A 15,158-nucleotide genomic window follows, 5' to 3' on the forward strand; every position below is an offset into this window, starting at 1 on the left:
CACGATGACGGTCAAGCTCCTCGCGGGCGACAAGGTGTTGCTCGAGCAGGAGTACTACTCAGTGGGTGGCGGGTTCATCGAGTGGAAAGGGTATACGCCGCCGAAGAAAAACGCGCCGAAATATCCCTTCGCGACGATGAAAGAGCTGCGGGGCCACGCCGACGCCAACAAGACCACGATCGCCAAGATCATGCTGGCCAACGAGATGTCGATCTCGGGCAAGAGCGAAGAGGACGTGAACACCTTCATCGACAAGATCATCAACGCCATGGTCGCGACGGTGAAGTCCGGGCTGTCGATGCCGGAAGATGACGTGCTGCCGGGTCCGATCAAACTGCACAGCAAGGCCGCCACGGTGTACAAGCGCGCCATGGACGACAAGTTTCAAGCGGATCGCGGCATCGGCACGCTCTCGGCGTTTGCGCTGGCGGCGTCTGAAGAAAACGGGCGCGGCCACCTCGTGATCACGGCGCCGACCGGCGGTTCCGCCGGCGTGATGCCGGCGCTGGTCTATGGACTCATCGAGGTCCGAAAGGTCCCGCGGCAGAAGATCCGTGATGGCATGCTCGCGGCCGCGGCCGTCGGTTATCTTTGCAAGCACCATGCGACGCTGTCTGCGGCCGAGGGCGGCTGCCAGGCGGAAATCGGCGTCGCCTCGTCGATGGCTGCGGCACTGACCGCTACCGCGTACGATGCCGAATCGAAAGTGGTCGAGAATGCCGCCGAATCGGCGCTCGAGCATCACCTGGGCATGACCTGCGATCCGGTCGCCGGTTACGTGCAGGTGCCGTGCATCGAGCGGTGTGCGTTCGGCGCGGTCAAGGCGTGGACCGCCTACGCGATCGCCAGCAATGAAATCGCGTCCAGGCACCGCGTCGACTTTGATGCGACTGTGATGGCGCTGGCGCAAACCGCCAAGGACATGAACAGTAAATACAAGGAGACCAGCGAAGCCGGCCTCGCCCTCTCTGTCGTGCTCTGCTAATCGAAGGAGCTCCTCGTTGACTCGCGCGGGACATTCCCTCCGCGGGACGTCAACGAGGAGCTTTTGATTCCGCGGCGACAACTCGCCAAATCGCAGGAGTGTTCATGGCCTTGGTGAGTGTCGTTATCGCCGTACTCGTGACCGTCTTCGCCGCGTCAGCTTCAGCACAGTCCCCAGCAGCCGATCCCAACGGCGGCGGACAAACGACAACCGCTGCGACCCCTCCGCCGATCAGCGAGCGCTATCGCGATGGCATGGTCATCTGGGAAACCCCCGCCGACGCGCGAGTGCCGTTCCTCCTCAAGTTCAACCTCAACACCCAGCTCCGCTATCTCAACACTCAGAACAGCGAGGAGTCGTTCACTGACCACCTCGGCGTGACTCGCGAGGTTCATACCCGCAACGACATCACGGTCAACCGCGCGATGATCATCCTCGGCGGATACGTCTTCGACCAGAGGCTTCGATACAGTTTCACCATCTGGACCTCCGCTGGCGCCGCCTCCATCGTCGTCGCCAGCAACATCGGGTGGCAGTTCAACAAGGCCTTTACGCTCACCGGGGGGTACACCGGCGTGCCCGGCAGCCGTTCGCTGGTCAACACCTTTCCGTTCTTCACCTCGACTGACAGGAGCATGGCCGACAACTTCTTCCGTCCAGGGTTTACGCAGGGCGCGTGGGCGAACGGAGACCTGGGAAAGGGGCTGAACTACCTGGCCTTTGTCGGTAACGGGCTCAATACTCTGAGCATCTCGGCAAACAAGATCGATACGCACCTGGCGTGGTCGGGGAGTACCTGGTGGGAACCGCTGGGAGCCTATGGCGAGCCGGGCAAAGCCCGCAACATGTACGACGACTACTTTGCGTCGAAGAAGGTACGCGTACGAATTGGCACAGCGTTCACCAGATCCAGGGAAGATCGTTTCTCGAATCTCGATCAATCGAGCCCGGAGAATACGTCACTCTACAACTCCGATGGCGTGCTCACCTTCGCGACAGGCGCATTCGCGCCTGGCGTGACGGTCGACGTGGCGACGTACCGGATGTGGGCGGTCGACGGCGGCCTCAAATGGAACGGGCTTGCGATCAACGGCCAATACTTCACGCGCTGGCTGAGCGAATTTGAGGCCGACGGCCCCCTTCCGCTCGCGTCCACGCTGGACCATGGCGCCGAGCTTACAGCGGGTTACTTCGTCGCACCGAAGAAGGTCATGGTGTACGGCCGTGGCTCCTGGGTTCGCGGGCAGTTCGGCGACTCCCATGAGTATGGCGGCGGCGTCAAGTGGCACTTCGCTCCGACCGAGCGAGTGTGGCTCAACATGGAGCTGTTCAAGGTCGATCGCGCTCCCTATAGCGGGGCCTTCACCCCCTATACGGCGGGCATGACCGGCTGGGTGCCGATGTTGCAGACCGTCCTGGCCTTTTGAGGAGCGCGCCCGCGTCAGCACAGCGCGTTCAGTGATGGTTCACGGCGCTGGCGCCCCCCGATGCTTCAGCGGGCACCGTCAACGTCGCGCCGGGCCGCCCCACGCCGGACGAGCGTCGCCATCGACGCGACGAGTTCCGCGGGATCGACGGGTTTGGCGAGATGCATCTCGAAGCCGCTCTCCAGGGCCTTGGTGCGGTCCGCCGCGCGCGCGAACGCGGTCAACGCCGCGGCGGGAACGTCCCGGACCGTGACGTCTGGCGAGCGGCGAAGCCGCGAGATGAATTCATAGCCGTCAATCTCCGGCATGCCCACATCGACCACCAGCGCATCGGGATGCAGCCCGGCGAGATGTTCGAGCCCGGCCAACGCCGACGAAAAGGTGAGAACCTCGGCGCCAGCCGCCTCCAGGACGACCCGCAGGAGCCCGAGCGTGTCCTCTTCATCGTCGATCGCCACGATGCGGACGCCACGAAGACTTCCGAGTTTCGGCAGCGGTCCGCGCCGTTCGGTGATGGGATGTTCGCGACGCTCGCGCCCGGTCTCCGTGTGGACGATCATCAGCGGCAAACGGACGCGAAAGGTTGCGCCCTTGCCTTCACCGTCGCTGAGCGCCTCCACCGAGCCGCCGTGCAGTTCGACGATGTGCCCGACGATCGAGAGCCCGAGCCCGAGGCCGCCGGTCTTTCGCGTCGTGCTGGCATCCGCCTGTCGAAACCGTTCGAACACGTGCGGCAGGAACTCCCGACGAATGCCGGTGCCGGTGTCGCTGACGACAATCTCGACGTGCGAGTTCACACGTTCGAGGCGGATCTGGATGCGCCCCGTCTTCGGCGTGAACTTCACGGCGTTGGTGAGGAGATTCCACACGACCTGCTGCAGACGGTCGGGGTCGCCGGACACCGGCCCGACCCGGGGATCGACGATCGTCTCGATCCGCACCCGCTTGGCGTCGGCGGCCGGCTTCACCGTCGCCACGGCGTTGTGAATGAGCAGCGGCAGTTCGACAGGCTGCACGTCCAATCGGATCTTGCCGGAGATGATGCGGGAGACGTCCAGCACGTCGTCCACGATCTGCATCAACGCCAGGGCATTGCGCTCGAGCGTTTCCATTCCTCGCGCCGCCTTGTCCCCGCTCAGGACATTGCCCTGCAGCAGCCGCGCGTAACCGACGACGGCGTTCAGCGGCGTTCGCAGCTCGTGGGAGAGCACCGCGAGGAACTCGTCCTTCAGCCGGTCGGCATCGCGTGCCGCCGTATACAGCCGCGCGTTCTCGAGGGCAAGCGAGGCCCACCCGGCGATGCCGGTGGCCAGCTGTTCGTGCTCCTCGGTGAACACGCCAGGGGTGGAATCGCCGAAGAACAGCCCTCCAAGCAACTCTCCGGCGGCATTCGTCACCGGCACTGCCAAATAGCTCCGGACGGGCAGATGTCCTTCCGGCATACCGAAGAAGGGGGGATTGTGTTCAAATCGCGGATCGATTGTGGCGTCGGACAGGCGGACCGGCCCCTCGCCATGAAGGATCGGCGCGAAGATCTCCGCCTGACGTGGAGGTGGAATCGCGGCGAATGCCTCCTTGGGCGCCCCCGACAGCGTGGACCGCATGTAGACCTCACCGGACTGCGGATCGCGCACGTTATAGAAGAACGCGCCAAACTCGGCCGTGGTGAGGCTGGTCGCCGCCTCCATCACCTTCCGGACGACGATGGGCTGATCGAGTGAGGACGCGATCAGCGTGCCGACGTCGCCCAGCGTCTTGGCAATGATTGCTTGCTGCGCCGCCATCGCCAGCAGGCTGGTCCGTTCGGTGATGTCTCGCGCGATCTTCGATGCGCCGACAACGACGCCGGCCTCGTCCGAGATCGGCGACACGGTCAGCGATACCAGGATGTCGGTACCGTCCTTCCGGCGCCGCCTGGTCTCGAAGTGATCCACGCCCTGGCGCGTTCGAACGCGCGCCAGCACCATGTCTTCCTCGGCCTGCAGCTCCGGCGGAATGATCATACGGATCGATTGGCCGATGGCCTCGCTGGCGGTGTAGCCGAACATGCGTTCGGCCGCCGCGTTCCAGGACTGGATGATGCCGTTCAGGTCCTTGCTGACGATGGCGTCGTCTGAAGAGTCGACGATCTGGGCAAGATGGCGGCGAACAAAATCGTCTCCGGTGGGCATAAGGTCGCGCAAAGAGTCTGGATTCTTCAAGCATGCCGGATGCCAGGTACTCGTAGATCCGGCGCTTCCATTCCCTCGAAACTTACAGCGCAGCTACAAGCACTTCGGATGTGACGGATTCCGGACCACCTCAAGGGTCGGCCGCCTCATCCACCCGTGCTAGCATCGGTGCAGATGTGCGCAGACCGCATCATCTCCGGCTTCACCTGATAGCCCGCCTCCGCTGGCGCGTTGCGCCATCCGATCGCTGATCCAGATTGACTGTCCGTTCCGGGTGTCCCCCGGCGAGCGTTCACCCATGACCGCCATCACGATTTCGTTGCGGATCACGGCGCCCGGGCCCGCGTCCGCTCGGGTTTCGGTGGGCCGACGCCAGTTCTCGATCGGGCGCCCCGTTGAGTTCGATGACGAGTCCCCGCACGTCGCGGCGCTCGAGTATGCGCTCGGTGCGGTGGGTGGCGAGGTCGTCAACGGTCTGCGGGAGTTCGCGCGGCGCCGGCGTCTCGCGATCGACGCCGTGGAGGCGCTCGTGACCGGCGAGCTGCACGGCGGACTCGCTTATCTGGAAGTGAGTGGTGAGACCGCCCGGCCGCGGATTTGCCGTATCGCCATCAAAGTGTTCGTCGCCTCGGTTGACCAGAAAGCCACCCGGGCGCTGTTCGACGACATGCTCGACCGCCTTCCGCTGGTGTGTACGCTGCGCGAAGCTCTCGAGCTCGACATCGAACTCGTCCAGACGTCCTGAAGGAGAGCGTAGCGATGTATCGATTGAACGAAGAGCAGCAGCAGATTGCCACCACCGCCGCGGCGGTCGCCGACCGCGACCTGGCGCCGCGCGCCGCGAGCGTCGACCGCGAAGCGGCGTTCCCGAAGGACTCGATCGCTGCGCTCGGCGCCAGCGGCCTCCTCGGGTTGACCGTCCCGAAGGCGCAGGGCGGACTCGGACAGGGGCCGCGGACCGCCGCCGCGGTCATCGATGCGCTCGCCCAGCGCTGTCCGTCGACCGCGATGGTGTACCTGATGCACCTGTGCGGCGTCGCCTGTTACGCCGCCGCGCCCGACAAGACCGCGCCGCTCCTCGAGGCGGCGGCAGCGGGACGGCATCTTTCGACGCTCGCGTTCAGCGAGAAGGGATCGCGCAGCCACTTCTGGGCGCCAGTGAGCCGGGCCAGCGCGACCGGCGACGGAGCCGTGCGGATTAGCGCACAGAAGTCGTTCGTCACCTCGGCCGGCCACGCCGACGGCTACGTCGTCTCGACGCTGGCAAGCGATGCGACCACGCCGCTCGAGAGCTCGATCTACCTTCTTCTCAATGGCGACGCCGGCATGACGGTCGCGGGCGTATGGAGTGGACTCGGACTGCGGGGCAACGCCAGCGCGCCGATGGCGCTCGACAACGTGTCGGCCGGCGCCGACCGCGCCCTCACGCGTAACGGTAAGGGGCTGGAGATGATGCTCGCCACCGTGCTGCCGCTCTTCCAGGTCGGATCGGCGGCTGTCGGGATCGGCATCGCCGAAGCGGCCGTACAGGCGACGATCGCCCACGTCACGCACACGCGGTTCGAGGAATCGAACAGTTCGCTCGCCGACCTGCCGACGCTGCGCGCGCAGATCGCGAAAATGCGGATCGAGACCGATCGGGCAAGGGCGCACCTGGGCGCCGTCCTCGACTCGCTGGAATCGCCGGGACCGGCGACGCAGTTGATGGTGCTCGAGGCCAAGGCGTCGGGTACCGAGACGGCGGCGCTGGTCACCGACATGGCGATGCGGACGTGCGGCGGCGCGGCGTTCGGCGGCGCGCACGGCATCGAACGACTGTTCCGGGACGCACGTGCGCCGATCGTGATGGCGCCGACCAGCGACGTCGCCTACGAGTTCATCGGTCGCGCGCTATGCGGCCTGGAGGTCTTCTGATGGCCGGCGCGCTGAAAGTCGGGGCGGTGATGTACGACCCCAAGGTGTCGGTCATCTGGGAGATCATCCGCGACTTCTTCGACGCGCAGGGCGAGCCGATCGACGTCGCGTTTTACTCGACCTACGAGGACCAGAACGACGGGCTGCTGTCGGGCGCGATCGACATCGCCTGGAACTCGCCGCTCGCGTGGCTCGACGCGCGGCGACGTTCCGCCAAGGGCTGCCGCGCCATCGCGATGCGCGACACGGATCGCGATCGCCGCTCCTATTTCGTGGCGCGGCGCGATGGCCCGGTGCAGGGGCTCGCCGACCTGAAGGGCCAGACGCTGGCCACCGGCGCGATCGACTCGCCGCAGGCGACGCTCATACCGCTCAACCGCCTGCGCCGCGAAGGACTGACACCTGGAGTCGACGTGACCGTCCGGCGGTTCGACGTGCTGGTCGGCAAGCACGGCGATCACGTCGGCGGCGAGCGCGACGCGCTGGCCTGCCTCACGCGCGGTGACGCCGCGGCGTGCGCCATGCTTGACCTGAACTGGGATGGCTGGATCGCGGACGGCACGATCGACGCGAACGCCCTCCGCATCGTCGGCGAAACGGACCGCTTCGACCATTGCGTCTTCACGGTCCGCGAGGCGCTCGACCGGTCGGCGGAGCAGGCGTGGCTCGGCGCGCTCTTCGCGATGCGCTACGACAACCCGGCGCATCGCGAGATGATGAACCTCGAAGGCCTCAAGGCGTGGCTGCCGGGACGGACGACGGGGTTCGGTCCGCTGACGGCCGCGGTCGAGTCGGAGCGATTCTTCCCCCCGGCGTCTGTGTGAGCCTGCCGCTCTTTCCGGTCACCACCGTCGGCAGCTGGCCGCGCCCGGCGAGCGTCGTCGAGGCGATGCGCGCGCATCGGCACCGCCGGATCGACCGTGCCGAGCGCGACCGCGTCGCCGACCGCGCGGTGACCGAGTGGCTGCGCGTGCAGGAGACGCTCGGCTGCGACATCGTCACCGACGGCGAACTGCGGCGCGACAACTTCTACTCGTTCGTCGCCGAGAAGCTGTCGGGCGTCCAGTTGATGACGCTCGCCGAGATGCTGGAAGTCGTCGAGGACAAGGCCGGCTTCGAGCAATTGCTGCAGACGCTCGACGTGCCGGCTTATTCGATTAGCGGCCCCGTCTGCACCGGACAGATCGCGCGGCGTGAGACGCTGGCGCTGGATGACTTGCGGTTCGCGCGCCGCCACACCGCTCTGCCGATCAAGGTCACGCTGCCCGGACCGTATCTGTTGACGCGCGCGATGTACGTGCCGGAGGTGACGCGGGAGTTCTACGCTGACAAGGAGGCGCTCGCGACGGCCGTCGTCGCGCTGCTTCGCGCCGAGCTCGGCGAGCTGCGATCGGCCGGCGTCGAGTTCGTGCAGTTCGACGAGCCCGTGTTGACCGAGGTGGCATTCGCGCCAGGCCGCACCCGTACCTTCATGTGCGCGGCGCTCGCGGCGCGGAAGGATCCGGCCGAGGAGCTCGAGTTCGCCGTCTCGCTGATCAACGGGGTCGTGGCGGGAATCGACGACGTGCGGCTCGGGCTGCACGTCTGCCGCGGCAACTGGAGCCGCGACGAACGGACGCTGCTGAGCGGCAGCTATCAGGCGCTCCGCCCCTATCTCGACCGGCTGCAGGTCAGACAGCTCGTGCTCGAATACGCCACCGACCGCGCCGGCGGGCTGGTCGCCTTCGAAAACAAGGAGCTCGGCCTCGGCGTGGTCAACCCGAGGACCGATGTGGTGGAGACACCGGCAGAGATTCGAAGCGCCGTGGAACTGGCGCTTCGGGTCTATCCGGCCGAACGTCTGTTCCTGAATCCAGACTGCGGGTTCGGCACTTTCTCGAACCGTCCGATGAACACGCCCGAGATCGCTTCCGCCAAGATCACGGCGATGGCGGCAGCTGCCCGGGACCTGCGTTCAGGTCGGTGAGGCCGCTCCGGGGACCGGCCTCGTCGCTACGAGGCGAGGCGCACGTTCTCGGCGCGCGGCCCCTTCGGCCCTTGTCCGCGCTCGAACGTCACCGCCTGTCCCTCGCGAAGCTCGTCGAAGCGCGCGTCGGCGCAGGCGGACTGATGAAAGAAGTATTCGCTTCCGTCGCTGGCCGCGATAAAGCCAAATCCCTTGTCGGTCAACCGCTTGATCGTGCCGTTCATTGTCGTCGCCATCGTTGTCTCTCTGCCTCTCTGGTGTGGCCTTATTTGAAATTTGGCTCGAGCTGCTCGCCGGGAAACTTGAGATCCGGCATGGGCTTGCCGATAAACATGCGGCGGCAGGCGTAGCCGAGCCACCGCGCCCACCGCGCGGATCGCTGTACGCGGGCGCTGTCGGTCGCGATCCCGGTATTCGCGTACATCTGTCGATAGAGCTTCGAAATCAGCATGAACGCGACTCGACCGCGCATCGATTCGACGACGCGCGAGCGCGCCCACACCTGCCGCCAGCTGTAGAACCGATCCCACGCGCCCTGGGTGCCGACCCTGATCTGCTCGAGCGACATCGTCGGATGCGGCGTGTAGAGCCGCGGCCGTTTGTTCTCGGGAATCAGCCAGTGCTGGGTGAGCGGCACGCCTTCGACGAGCGTCCCGCGACGGCTTTCGTCGCTCACCCACTTGTCGAAGTCGACGGTGCCGGGAAACGGCGTGAGCAGGACGAATTGCGCGAACGTGAGATTGGCCCGCTCGGCGAGCGCGACCGTCGCGTCGAAGGTGTCGTTCGTATCGCTCGGCAGCCCGAAAATGAACGAGCCGAGGACGTGGAGATCGTGGCGACGGAACGCCTGCAGGCGCGCCACCAGCTCCTCACCCGACAGGTTGAATCCCTTGTAGACGTCCTTCAGGCCGGCGCTGGTGACCGATTCGACGCCGACGAGCGCGCCCCTGATCTTCGCGCGGCGCATGGCCTTCAGGAACTCCGGGTCCTCGGCCGCTTCCATCGTGATCTGCGTGTAGAAGACGAGATCGTCCGGCAGTTCGGCGAGCTTGGCCATCAGCTCGAAGCGCTCGGCGCGGAGGGCCTCCAGCTCGGCCAGCCGTGTGCCATCGGCGCGCCGCCTGGCTTGTGCCAGATCGCTGAACGCCACCGGGTAGAAGTTGTCGTCGGCGAGCGCGATGAAGCGGAAGCCCAGACGGCGCAACTCGACGATCTCGCGAACCACGAGATCGGCGCTGCGCTGGCGGGGCTCCTGGCCGTCGGTGCGCCAGACCGAACAGAACGAGCAGTGCTTCGGGCATCCGCGAACGGTTTGCACCGACGCCCACATGTAGCGCCCATTCGGCAGCAGATCCCAGCGCGCCGGCACGAACTGATCGCCGGCGATGCGGCCTCCCTCGTACACCCGTTGCGGGTGTCCGGCGAGGCACTCTTCGACGACCCGCGACCAGATGACATCGCCGTCGCCGCGCACGACGGCGTGTGCCGAACCGCGCTCGAACGCCTCATCCGGGAACAGCGTCGCGTGGATGCCTCCGTACACCACCCAGGCCCCGCGCTCGCGCAACTCGCGGCCGATCTCGTAGCCGCGGCGCGCATTGCCCGTGTGGATCCCGATGCCCACCACATCGCCCGAGTCGACGGTGGTCATATCCAGCGTTTCGAGGGTCTCGTCGACGATGCAGGGATCGCCCCAGCTTTTTCCGGTGGCGGCGGCGAGGACGTACAGCCAGCGAGGCGTGATGACGGCTACACCGAACGATTGCTTGCTTGGATTGATGAGATGGACCCGCGGCATCCTGTTATTCGCCCCCTGACGGAAGCGGTTCAGTTCCGGCATGCCAGGCCAGCACCTTACGGTCCGCCACTTCGTGTTGAGCCGTGACTGCGAGCTTCGGCGAGGGCTCGACCCTGGGCGTGCAGCCTCGCTGCAACTGCCCCGCACGCAAAGCCGCCAGCACGACGAACTCGAAGGCACTCATGTCGCGCGGTCGTCTTACCATGACGCGCCTGCAGGCCGTGACACGAGGTCACGCTGAGGTGGCGTATATCGAATCGGCATCAGGACCCTCACACTCACCAGGGCTTTGGAGAGGGCTCCGGCCGGAATGGCCGAAAACTCAGAAAAGCGTCGCTCAGTATACTTCGATTCGGCACCGCCGCTCGTGGTATACTCGTCGGGTCTGAATTTCCCCCGCGCTCTGTCGCTCTGCGGGCATGCCGCAGGCGTGAAAGAGCCGCTCCTGACCCGCTTTTCCTCACGAAGGATCGTATTTTAATGCCGTTCTCGAAACTGGGGTTGACGCCCTCGCTCTGCCTGCCCTTGGCGCGCCTCGGCTACGAACTGCCCACGCCCATCCAGATCCAGGCCATTCCCGCCATCCTGACCGGCACCGATCTGCTGGCGCGTGCGCAGACCGGCACCGGCAAAACGGCCGCGTTCGGGCTGCCGATGATCGACCGCCTCGTCAACGGGCGCGGCGGCGTCAGGGGGCGGCGCCCACGAGGACTCGTCCTGGTGCCCACGCGTGAGCTGGCGGCGCAGGTCCATAAATCGCTGGTGACCTACGGCGCACCCGCGCAGCTCCGGGTGACGGTCGTCTTCGGCGGCGTCGGCATGGCGCCGCAGATCCAGTCACTGAGGCGCGGCGCCGATATCGTCGTCGCCACGCCGGGCCGGCTGATGGACCACATGCAGCGGCGCACGGTCGATCTGTCCGCGATTGAGATCCTGACGGTGGACGAGGCCGACCGCATGCTGGACCTGGGCTTTCTGCCCGCCTTGCGTCGCGTGATCGCCGCGTTGCCGGCGTCGCGCCAGACGCTGTGTTTCTCCGCGACGCTCTCCGACGAGGTCGTGGGCCTGGCGTCCGAATTCACCCGCGGCGCCATCCGCGTCGACGTCTCGGACGGGCAGCCGGTCGCTTCCACCGTGACGCACCATCTGCACACCGTCGCCCACGATCAGAAGCGCGCCGTGCTCACGCACGTGCTCAGGCAGGACGCCGCCGGGCCGGCGCTCGTCTTCTGCAGGACCAAGCGCGGATCGGATCGCGTCGGCGAGCACCTCGGGCGCGCCGGCATCAAGACGGCGGTCATCCACGGCAACAAGAGCCAGGGCGCGCGCACGCGAGCCCTCGACGACTTCAAGTCGGGCCGTGTCGACGTGCTCGTGGCCACCGACGTCGCGGCGCGCGGCCTCGACATCGTGCAGCTGCCGCTGGTCATCAACTACGACCTGCCTCTGGTGGCGGAAGACTACATCCACCGTGTGGGCCGCACCGGCCGCGCCGGACGGAGCGGGCGCGCCGTCTCGCTCGTCTCGACCGCGGATGCGCGGCTGCTGCGTGACATTCAGAAGCTGTTGCCGTCGCCGCTCGAGCAGGTCGCCCTCCAGGGCTTCGAAGCCGGGCCTGCCGATCCGTCGATCCCCAAACCGGGTCGAAGCCGCACCTGGTCGCGCGACGGCCGCGTACCCGGACCCCGACGACACGCCGGCCGGACGCCACGTCACGGCGGCGATCGGCGTACGCGCGCTCCGTTCAACGGCTGAACTTCGCGGCGCATTCTCGCAGGTGGGGCCGGTCGACTTTCCGGTCATCGTCCCAACGCCCTCGATGTCGTGACGCCGGCTGCCGAGCCGAAGGGCGTGCGCATCGAATCCGTCGTCGACTCTGACGCCGCGTCTCCGGCGATCCCGAGCGCCTGCAGCAGGTGCTGTGGAACCTGCTTTCGAACGCGGTCAAGTTCACCAACCGGGCGGCAAGGTTGCGATCCGACTCCGATCGCGTGGCATGCCGAATGTGCATAGGACCTCCTGCCGGTAGAGGTGAGAATCGGTCTCCATGGAGATCCATCCGCTCCTGCAAAGCGCAGTCGCCACGCTGATCGCCGTCGGCTGGAAGGTGGCTGGCGCGCTGGTGCTCTGGCTGGTCGGCCGCTGGCTGATCGCCTTCGCCGTCAGGCTGCTGAGCCGCGCCCTGGCTGCCCAGCAGCTGGACGCGACCCTCTCCCGCTACTTCCAGACCGGCCTCTCGGTGCTGCTGAACATCGCGCTGGTCGTCGCGCTGCTCGGCTTCTTTGGAGTCGAGACCACGACGTTTGCGGCGCTGCTCGCCGCCGGCGGCGTCGCGATCGGCGTCGCCTGGGGCGGGCTCCTCGCCAACTTCGCCGCCGGGGCGTTCCTGATCTTCCTGCGGCCCTTCAAGGTCGGAGACTTCGTCTCGGCGGCCGGCGTGACTGGAACCGTCGAGAGCATCGGCCTCTTCGGCACGACGTTCAACACGCCGGACAACGTCCTGACGATCGTCGGCAACAACAAGATCTTTTCCGAGACGATCCAGAATTTCTCGGCGAATCCGTACCGGCGCGTCGATCTCACGGCCACCATCAGCAACAGCGTCGACCATGGCGCCGCGATGCGCCTGCTCGCCGAGCGCGTCGCCCGGATCCCCAACGTCCTTGGCAAACCGGCGCCGCAGGTCGACGTACTGCAGTTCACCGCCGCCGGTCCGCTCCTGTGCGTGCGGCCGTGCTGCCGCAACGAAGACTACTGGCAGGTCTACTTCGACACGAACCGGACCATCAGGGAGGCGTTCGGCGAGGCCGGCTTCCCGGCGGCCATGCCATCCTACTCGGTCACCGGCCTGCCACCCGGCGCGCCGAACCCATCTGCGAGATAGGTTCTCGTGACGTGTCTGCACGATACGCAAGACGTGCAGCCGCCGGCGTGAACGGGCGCGCCCAGCTCCGCTCTGACAGGCGTGAACGGTAGAATGGCGCTCGCATGCGTATCGCCGGTCAGATCGTCACCGCGCTCGTCGCGTTCTCTCTTGGGGCCGCGCTCGTCGCCCAACGCGGTCAGGGCACTCCCATTAAGCCCGGCGAGGAGTGCCCGGCGGGCATGACCGAAGTCCGGCCTGGTAACTGTCAGGCACCGACGCTCCCGCCGCCAAGCATCGTCGACTACCGTCCGCGCTCGACGCTCGTCGCCTCGACGCACCCGGTGCCGCGTGCGAAGTATCCCGCGATCGATTTTCATGGTCATCCCGGCAACCGGATCATGTCGGGCCAGTCGCTGGCGACGATGGCCTCGGAGCTCGACCAGCTCAACGTCGGACTGATGGTGTCGGCCGACAATCTTTCTGGCGAATCCCTGCAGCGGGCGATCGCCGCAATTGCCGGATCGTCGCAGAAGGATCGCGTCCGTGTGCTCGCCGGGATCGACTTCCGCGACGTCGGCCCGGGCTGGGGCGACAAGGCCGTCCGACAGCTCGAGGCAGACGTCAAGGCGGGCGCGGTCGGGGTCGGCGAGATCCCGAAATCGTTAGGCCTCTCGATCACCAGGCGCGATGGCAGCCGTCTGAAGATCGACGATCCCGATCTCGATCCGATCTGGGACGCCTGCGCGCGGCTGAACCTGCCGGTCTTCATCCACACCGCCGATCCGCAGGAGTTCTTCGCGCCGATCGACGCTCACAACGAGCGCTGGCTGGAGCTGGCGCTGTTTCCCGGACGCCGCTACCCGGCCGATCGCTTTCCCTCGTTCGAAGAGCTGATGACCGAGCGCGACCACCTGTTCGCGCGCCATCCTCGCACGAAGTTCGTGGCGGCGCACATGGGCTGGCATGCGAACGACCTGCCGCGGCTCGGCCGGATGTTCGACGCGATGCCGAATCTGTCGGCCGAACTCGGCGCCGTGCTCTACGACATCGGCCGCCAGCCGCGCGCGGCCCACGATTTCTTCCTCAAGTACCAGGATCGGATTCTCTTCGGGAAAGACGCGTACGAACCGTCGGAATACCCCTACTACTGGCGCGTGTTCGAAACCCGGGACGACTACTTCGACTACTACCGCAACTATCACGCCTTCTGGAAGCTGTACGGGATCGACTTACCGGATCCTGTCCTCAAGAAGGTGTACTACGCGAACGCGTTGACGCTGACGCCCGGTCTGCCGCGCGGCGCCTGGCCGCAGTGAGGACGAAACTCCGTTACCTGGTCGGGGGAGTGCGAGACTTGAGCGCCGACTCCGCCCCCGGCGGCTCGCGAAACGCCTCCATCGCAATCGGCTGGTAGTCCACCTCGACGATCTCGAGCCGTTCGATCCTGGTCGGCGCACGCAGCACGACGGTGTCGCCCGCGGCCGCCTTCATCAGCGCGCGAGCGAGCGGCGACATCCAGCTCACGTAGCGGCGTTCGATGTCCACTTCGTCCACGCCGACGATCCGGATCAGGTGTTCGCCGGCCGAATCCCGGTAGGTGACGGTCGCTCCGAAGAACACGCGCACCGCGGCGGTTCGGGGGCGAGGCGCAGCCGGGTCGATGACCTCGGCCGCGTCGATCCGCTTGCTCAGGAACCGGATGCGCGAATCGATCTGGCGCAGCCGCCGTTTGCCGTAGAGGTAATCGGCGTTCTCACTGCGGTCGCCGTTGCCGGCCGCCCAAGTTACCACCTGCGTCACCGCCGGGCGTTCGCGGCTCAGCAGGAATTTGTGTTCGTCTCTGAGACGCTGCAGGCCGGCAGGAGTGATGTAGTTCCGCGCTTTCGGGCCAGGCGCATCGCGGACGGGTTCCCGAAGGGGTCGCTTGGTTCGCATCTCCATATAAGACTAGAACCTATCCTATAGATGCGGCGGCAATCGCGAGCGAGCGCCGCGTCTCATGTGAAACGCGACAGCGGATCGACGCGGCCG

Annotated in this window: 13 protein-coding genes; 9 read left to right on the plus strand and 4 right to left on the minus strand. The window is 66.4% G+C overall.

Going from position 1 to position 15,158, the window contains the following annotated elements; translation table 11 throughout:
- Both VGI12_05910 and VGI12_05915 read left to right on the plus strand, forming a co-directional pair.
- A partial coding sequence (locus VGI12_05910) for an L-serine ammonia-lyase, iron-sulfur-dependent, subunit alpha (GenBank protein HEY2432190.1) occupies positions 1–985 on the plus strand: 985 nt, incomplete at its 5' end.
- Positions 986–1,089: 104 nt separating this feature from the next.
- On the plus strand, positions 1,090–2,412 hold the full coding sequence (locus VGI12_05915) for a hypothetical protein (GenBank protein HEY2432191.1): 1,323 nt from the start codon (positions 1,090–1,092) through the stop codon (positions 2,410–2,412).
- A gap of 65 nt (positions 2,413–2,477) precedes the next feature.
- Here VGI12_05915 and VGI12_05920 read toward each other — a convergent pair whose 3' ends face one another.
- Positions 2,478–4,583 carry an ATP-binding protein gene (locus VGI12_05920; GenBank protein HEY2432192.1) on the minus strand — a complete coding sequence of 702 codons (2,106 nt, stop codon included), beginning with the start codon at positions 4,581–4,583 and terminating at the stop codon, positions 2,478–2,480.
- Positions 4,584–4,881: 298 nt separating this feature from the next.
- Here VGI12_05920 and VGI12_05925 point away from each other — a divergent pair, with 298 nt between their 5' ends.
- Genes VGI12_05925 through VGI12_05940 form a run of 4 tightly spaced genes read left to right on the plus strand, consistent with a single transcriptional unit; the run spans position 4,882 to position 8,463 of the window.
- Positions 4,882–5,328, plus strand: coding sequence for a hypothetical protein (locus tag VGI12_05925; GenBank protein HEY2432193.1), 447 nt, complete (start codon positions 4,882–4,884; stop codon positions 5,326–5,328).
- A gap of 14 nt (positions 5,329–5,342) precedes the next feature.
- A complete protein-coding gene (locus VGI12_05930) occupies positions 5,343–6,497 on the plus strand; it encodes an acyl-CoA dehydrogenase family protein (protein HEY2432194.1) in 1,155 nt (384 codons plus the stop codon).
- A complete protein-coding gene (locus tag VGI12_05935) occupies positions 6,497–7,321 on the plus strand; it encodes a PhnD/SsuA/transferrin family substrate-binding protein (GenBank protein HEY2432195.1) in 825 nt (274 codons plus the stop codon). Before VGI12_05930 ends, VGI12_05935 begins: the two co-directional genes overlap by 1 nt.
- Positions 7,318–8,463, plus strand: coding sequence for a cobalamin-independent methionine synthase II family protein (locus VGI12_05940; protein HEY2432196.1), 1,146 nt, complete (start codon positions 7,318–7,320; stop codon positions 8,461–8,463). Before VGI12_05935 ends, VGI12_05940 begins: the two co-directional genes overlap by 4 nt.
- 26 nt (positions 8,464–8,489) lie before the next feature.
- Here VGI12_05940 and VGI12_05945 read toward each other — a convergent pair whose 3' ends face one another.
- Positions 8,490–8,699, minus strand: a complete 210-nt coding sequence (locus VGI12_05945; protein ID HEY2432197.1) for a cold shock domain-containing protein — start codon at positions 8,697–8,699, stop codon at positions 8,490–8,492.
- Positions 8,700–8,728: 29 nt separating this feature from the next.
- A complete protein-coding gene (locus VGI12_05950) occupies positions 8,729–10,261 on the minus strand; it encodes a radical SAM protein (GenBank protein ID HEY2432198.1) in 1,533 nt (510 codons plus the stop codon).
- Positions 10,262–10,741: 480 nt separating this feature from the next.
- Here VGI12_05950 and VGI12_05955 point away from each other — a divergent pair, with 480 nt between their 5' ends.
- From VGI12_05955 to VGI12_05965, 3 genes are all read left to right on the plus strand, one after another.
- Positions 10,742–12,016, plus strand: a complete 1,275-nt coding sequence (locus tag VGI12_05955) for a DEAD/DEAH box helicase (GenBank protein HEY2432199.1) — start codon at positions 10,742–10,744, stop codon at positions 12,014–12,016.
- A gap of 292 nt (positions 12,017–12,308) precedes the next feature.
- Positions 12,309–13,145, plus strand: a complete 837-nt coding sequence (locus tag VGI12_05960) for a mechanosensitive ion channel family protein (GenBank protein HEY2432200.1) — start codon at positions 12,309–12,311, stop codon at positions 13,143–13,145.
- Positions 13,146–13,249: 104 nt separating this feature from the next.
- The gene (locus tag VGI12_05965) at positions 13,250–14,443 is read left to right on the plus strand and encodes an amidohydrolase family protein (GenBank protein HEY2432201.1); all 1,194 of its coding nucleotides are present in this window, start codon (positions 13,250–13,252) and stop codon (positions 14,441–14,443) included.
- Between the two features lie 13 nt (positions 14,444–14,456).
- Here VGI12_05965 and greB read toward each other — a convergent pair whose 3' ends face one another.
- Complete coding sequence (greB, locus tag VGI12_05970; protein ID HEY2432202.1) at positions 14,457–15,062, minus strand: transcription elongation factor GreB; 606 nt, start codon at positions 15,060–15,062, stop codon at positions 14,457–14,459.
- Between the last annotated feature and the right edge of the window lie 96 nt (positions 15,063–15,158).

This window comes from Vicinamibacterales bacterium, assembly GCA_036496585.1.
GTDB lineage: Bacteria > Acidobacteriota > Vicinamibacteria > Vicinamibacterales > 2-12-FULL-66-21 > JAICSD01.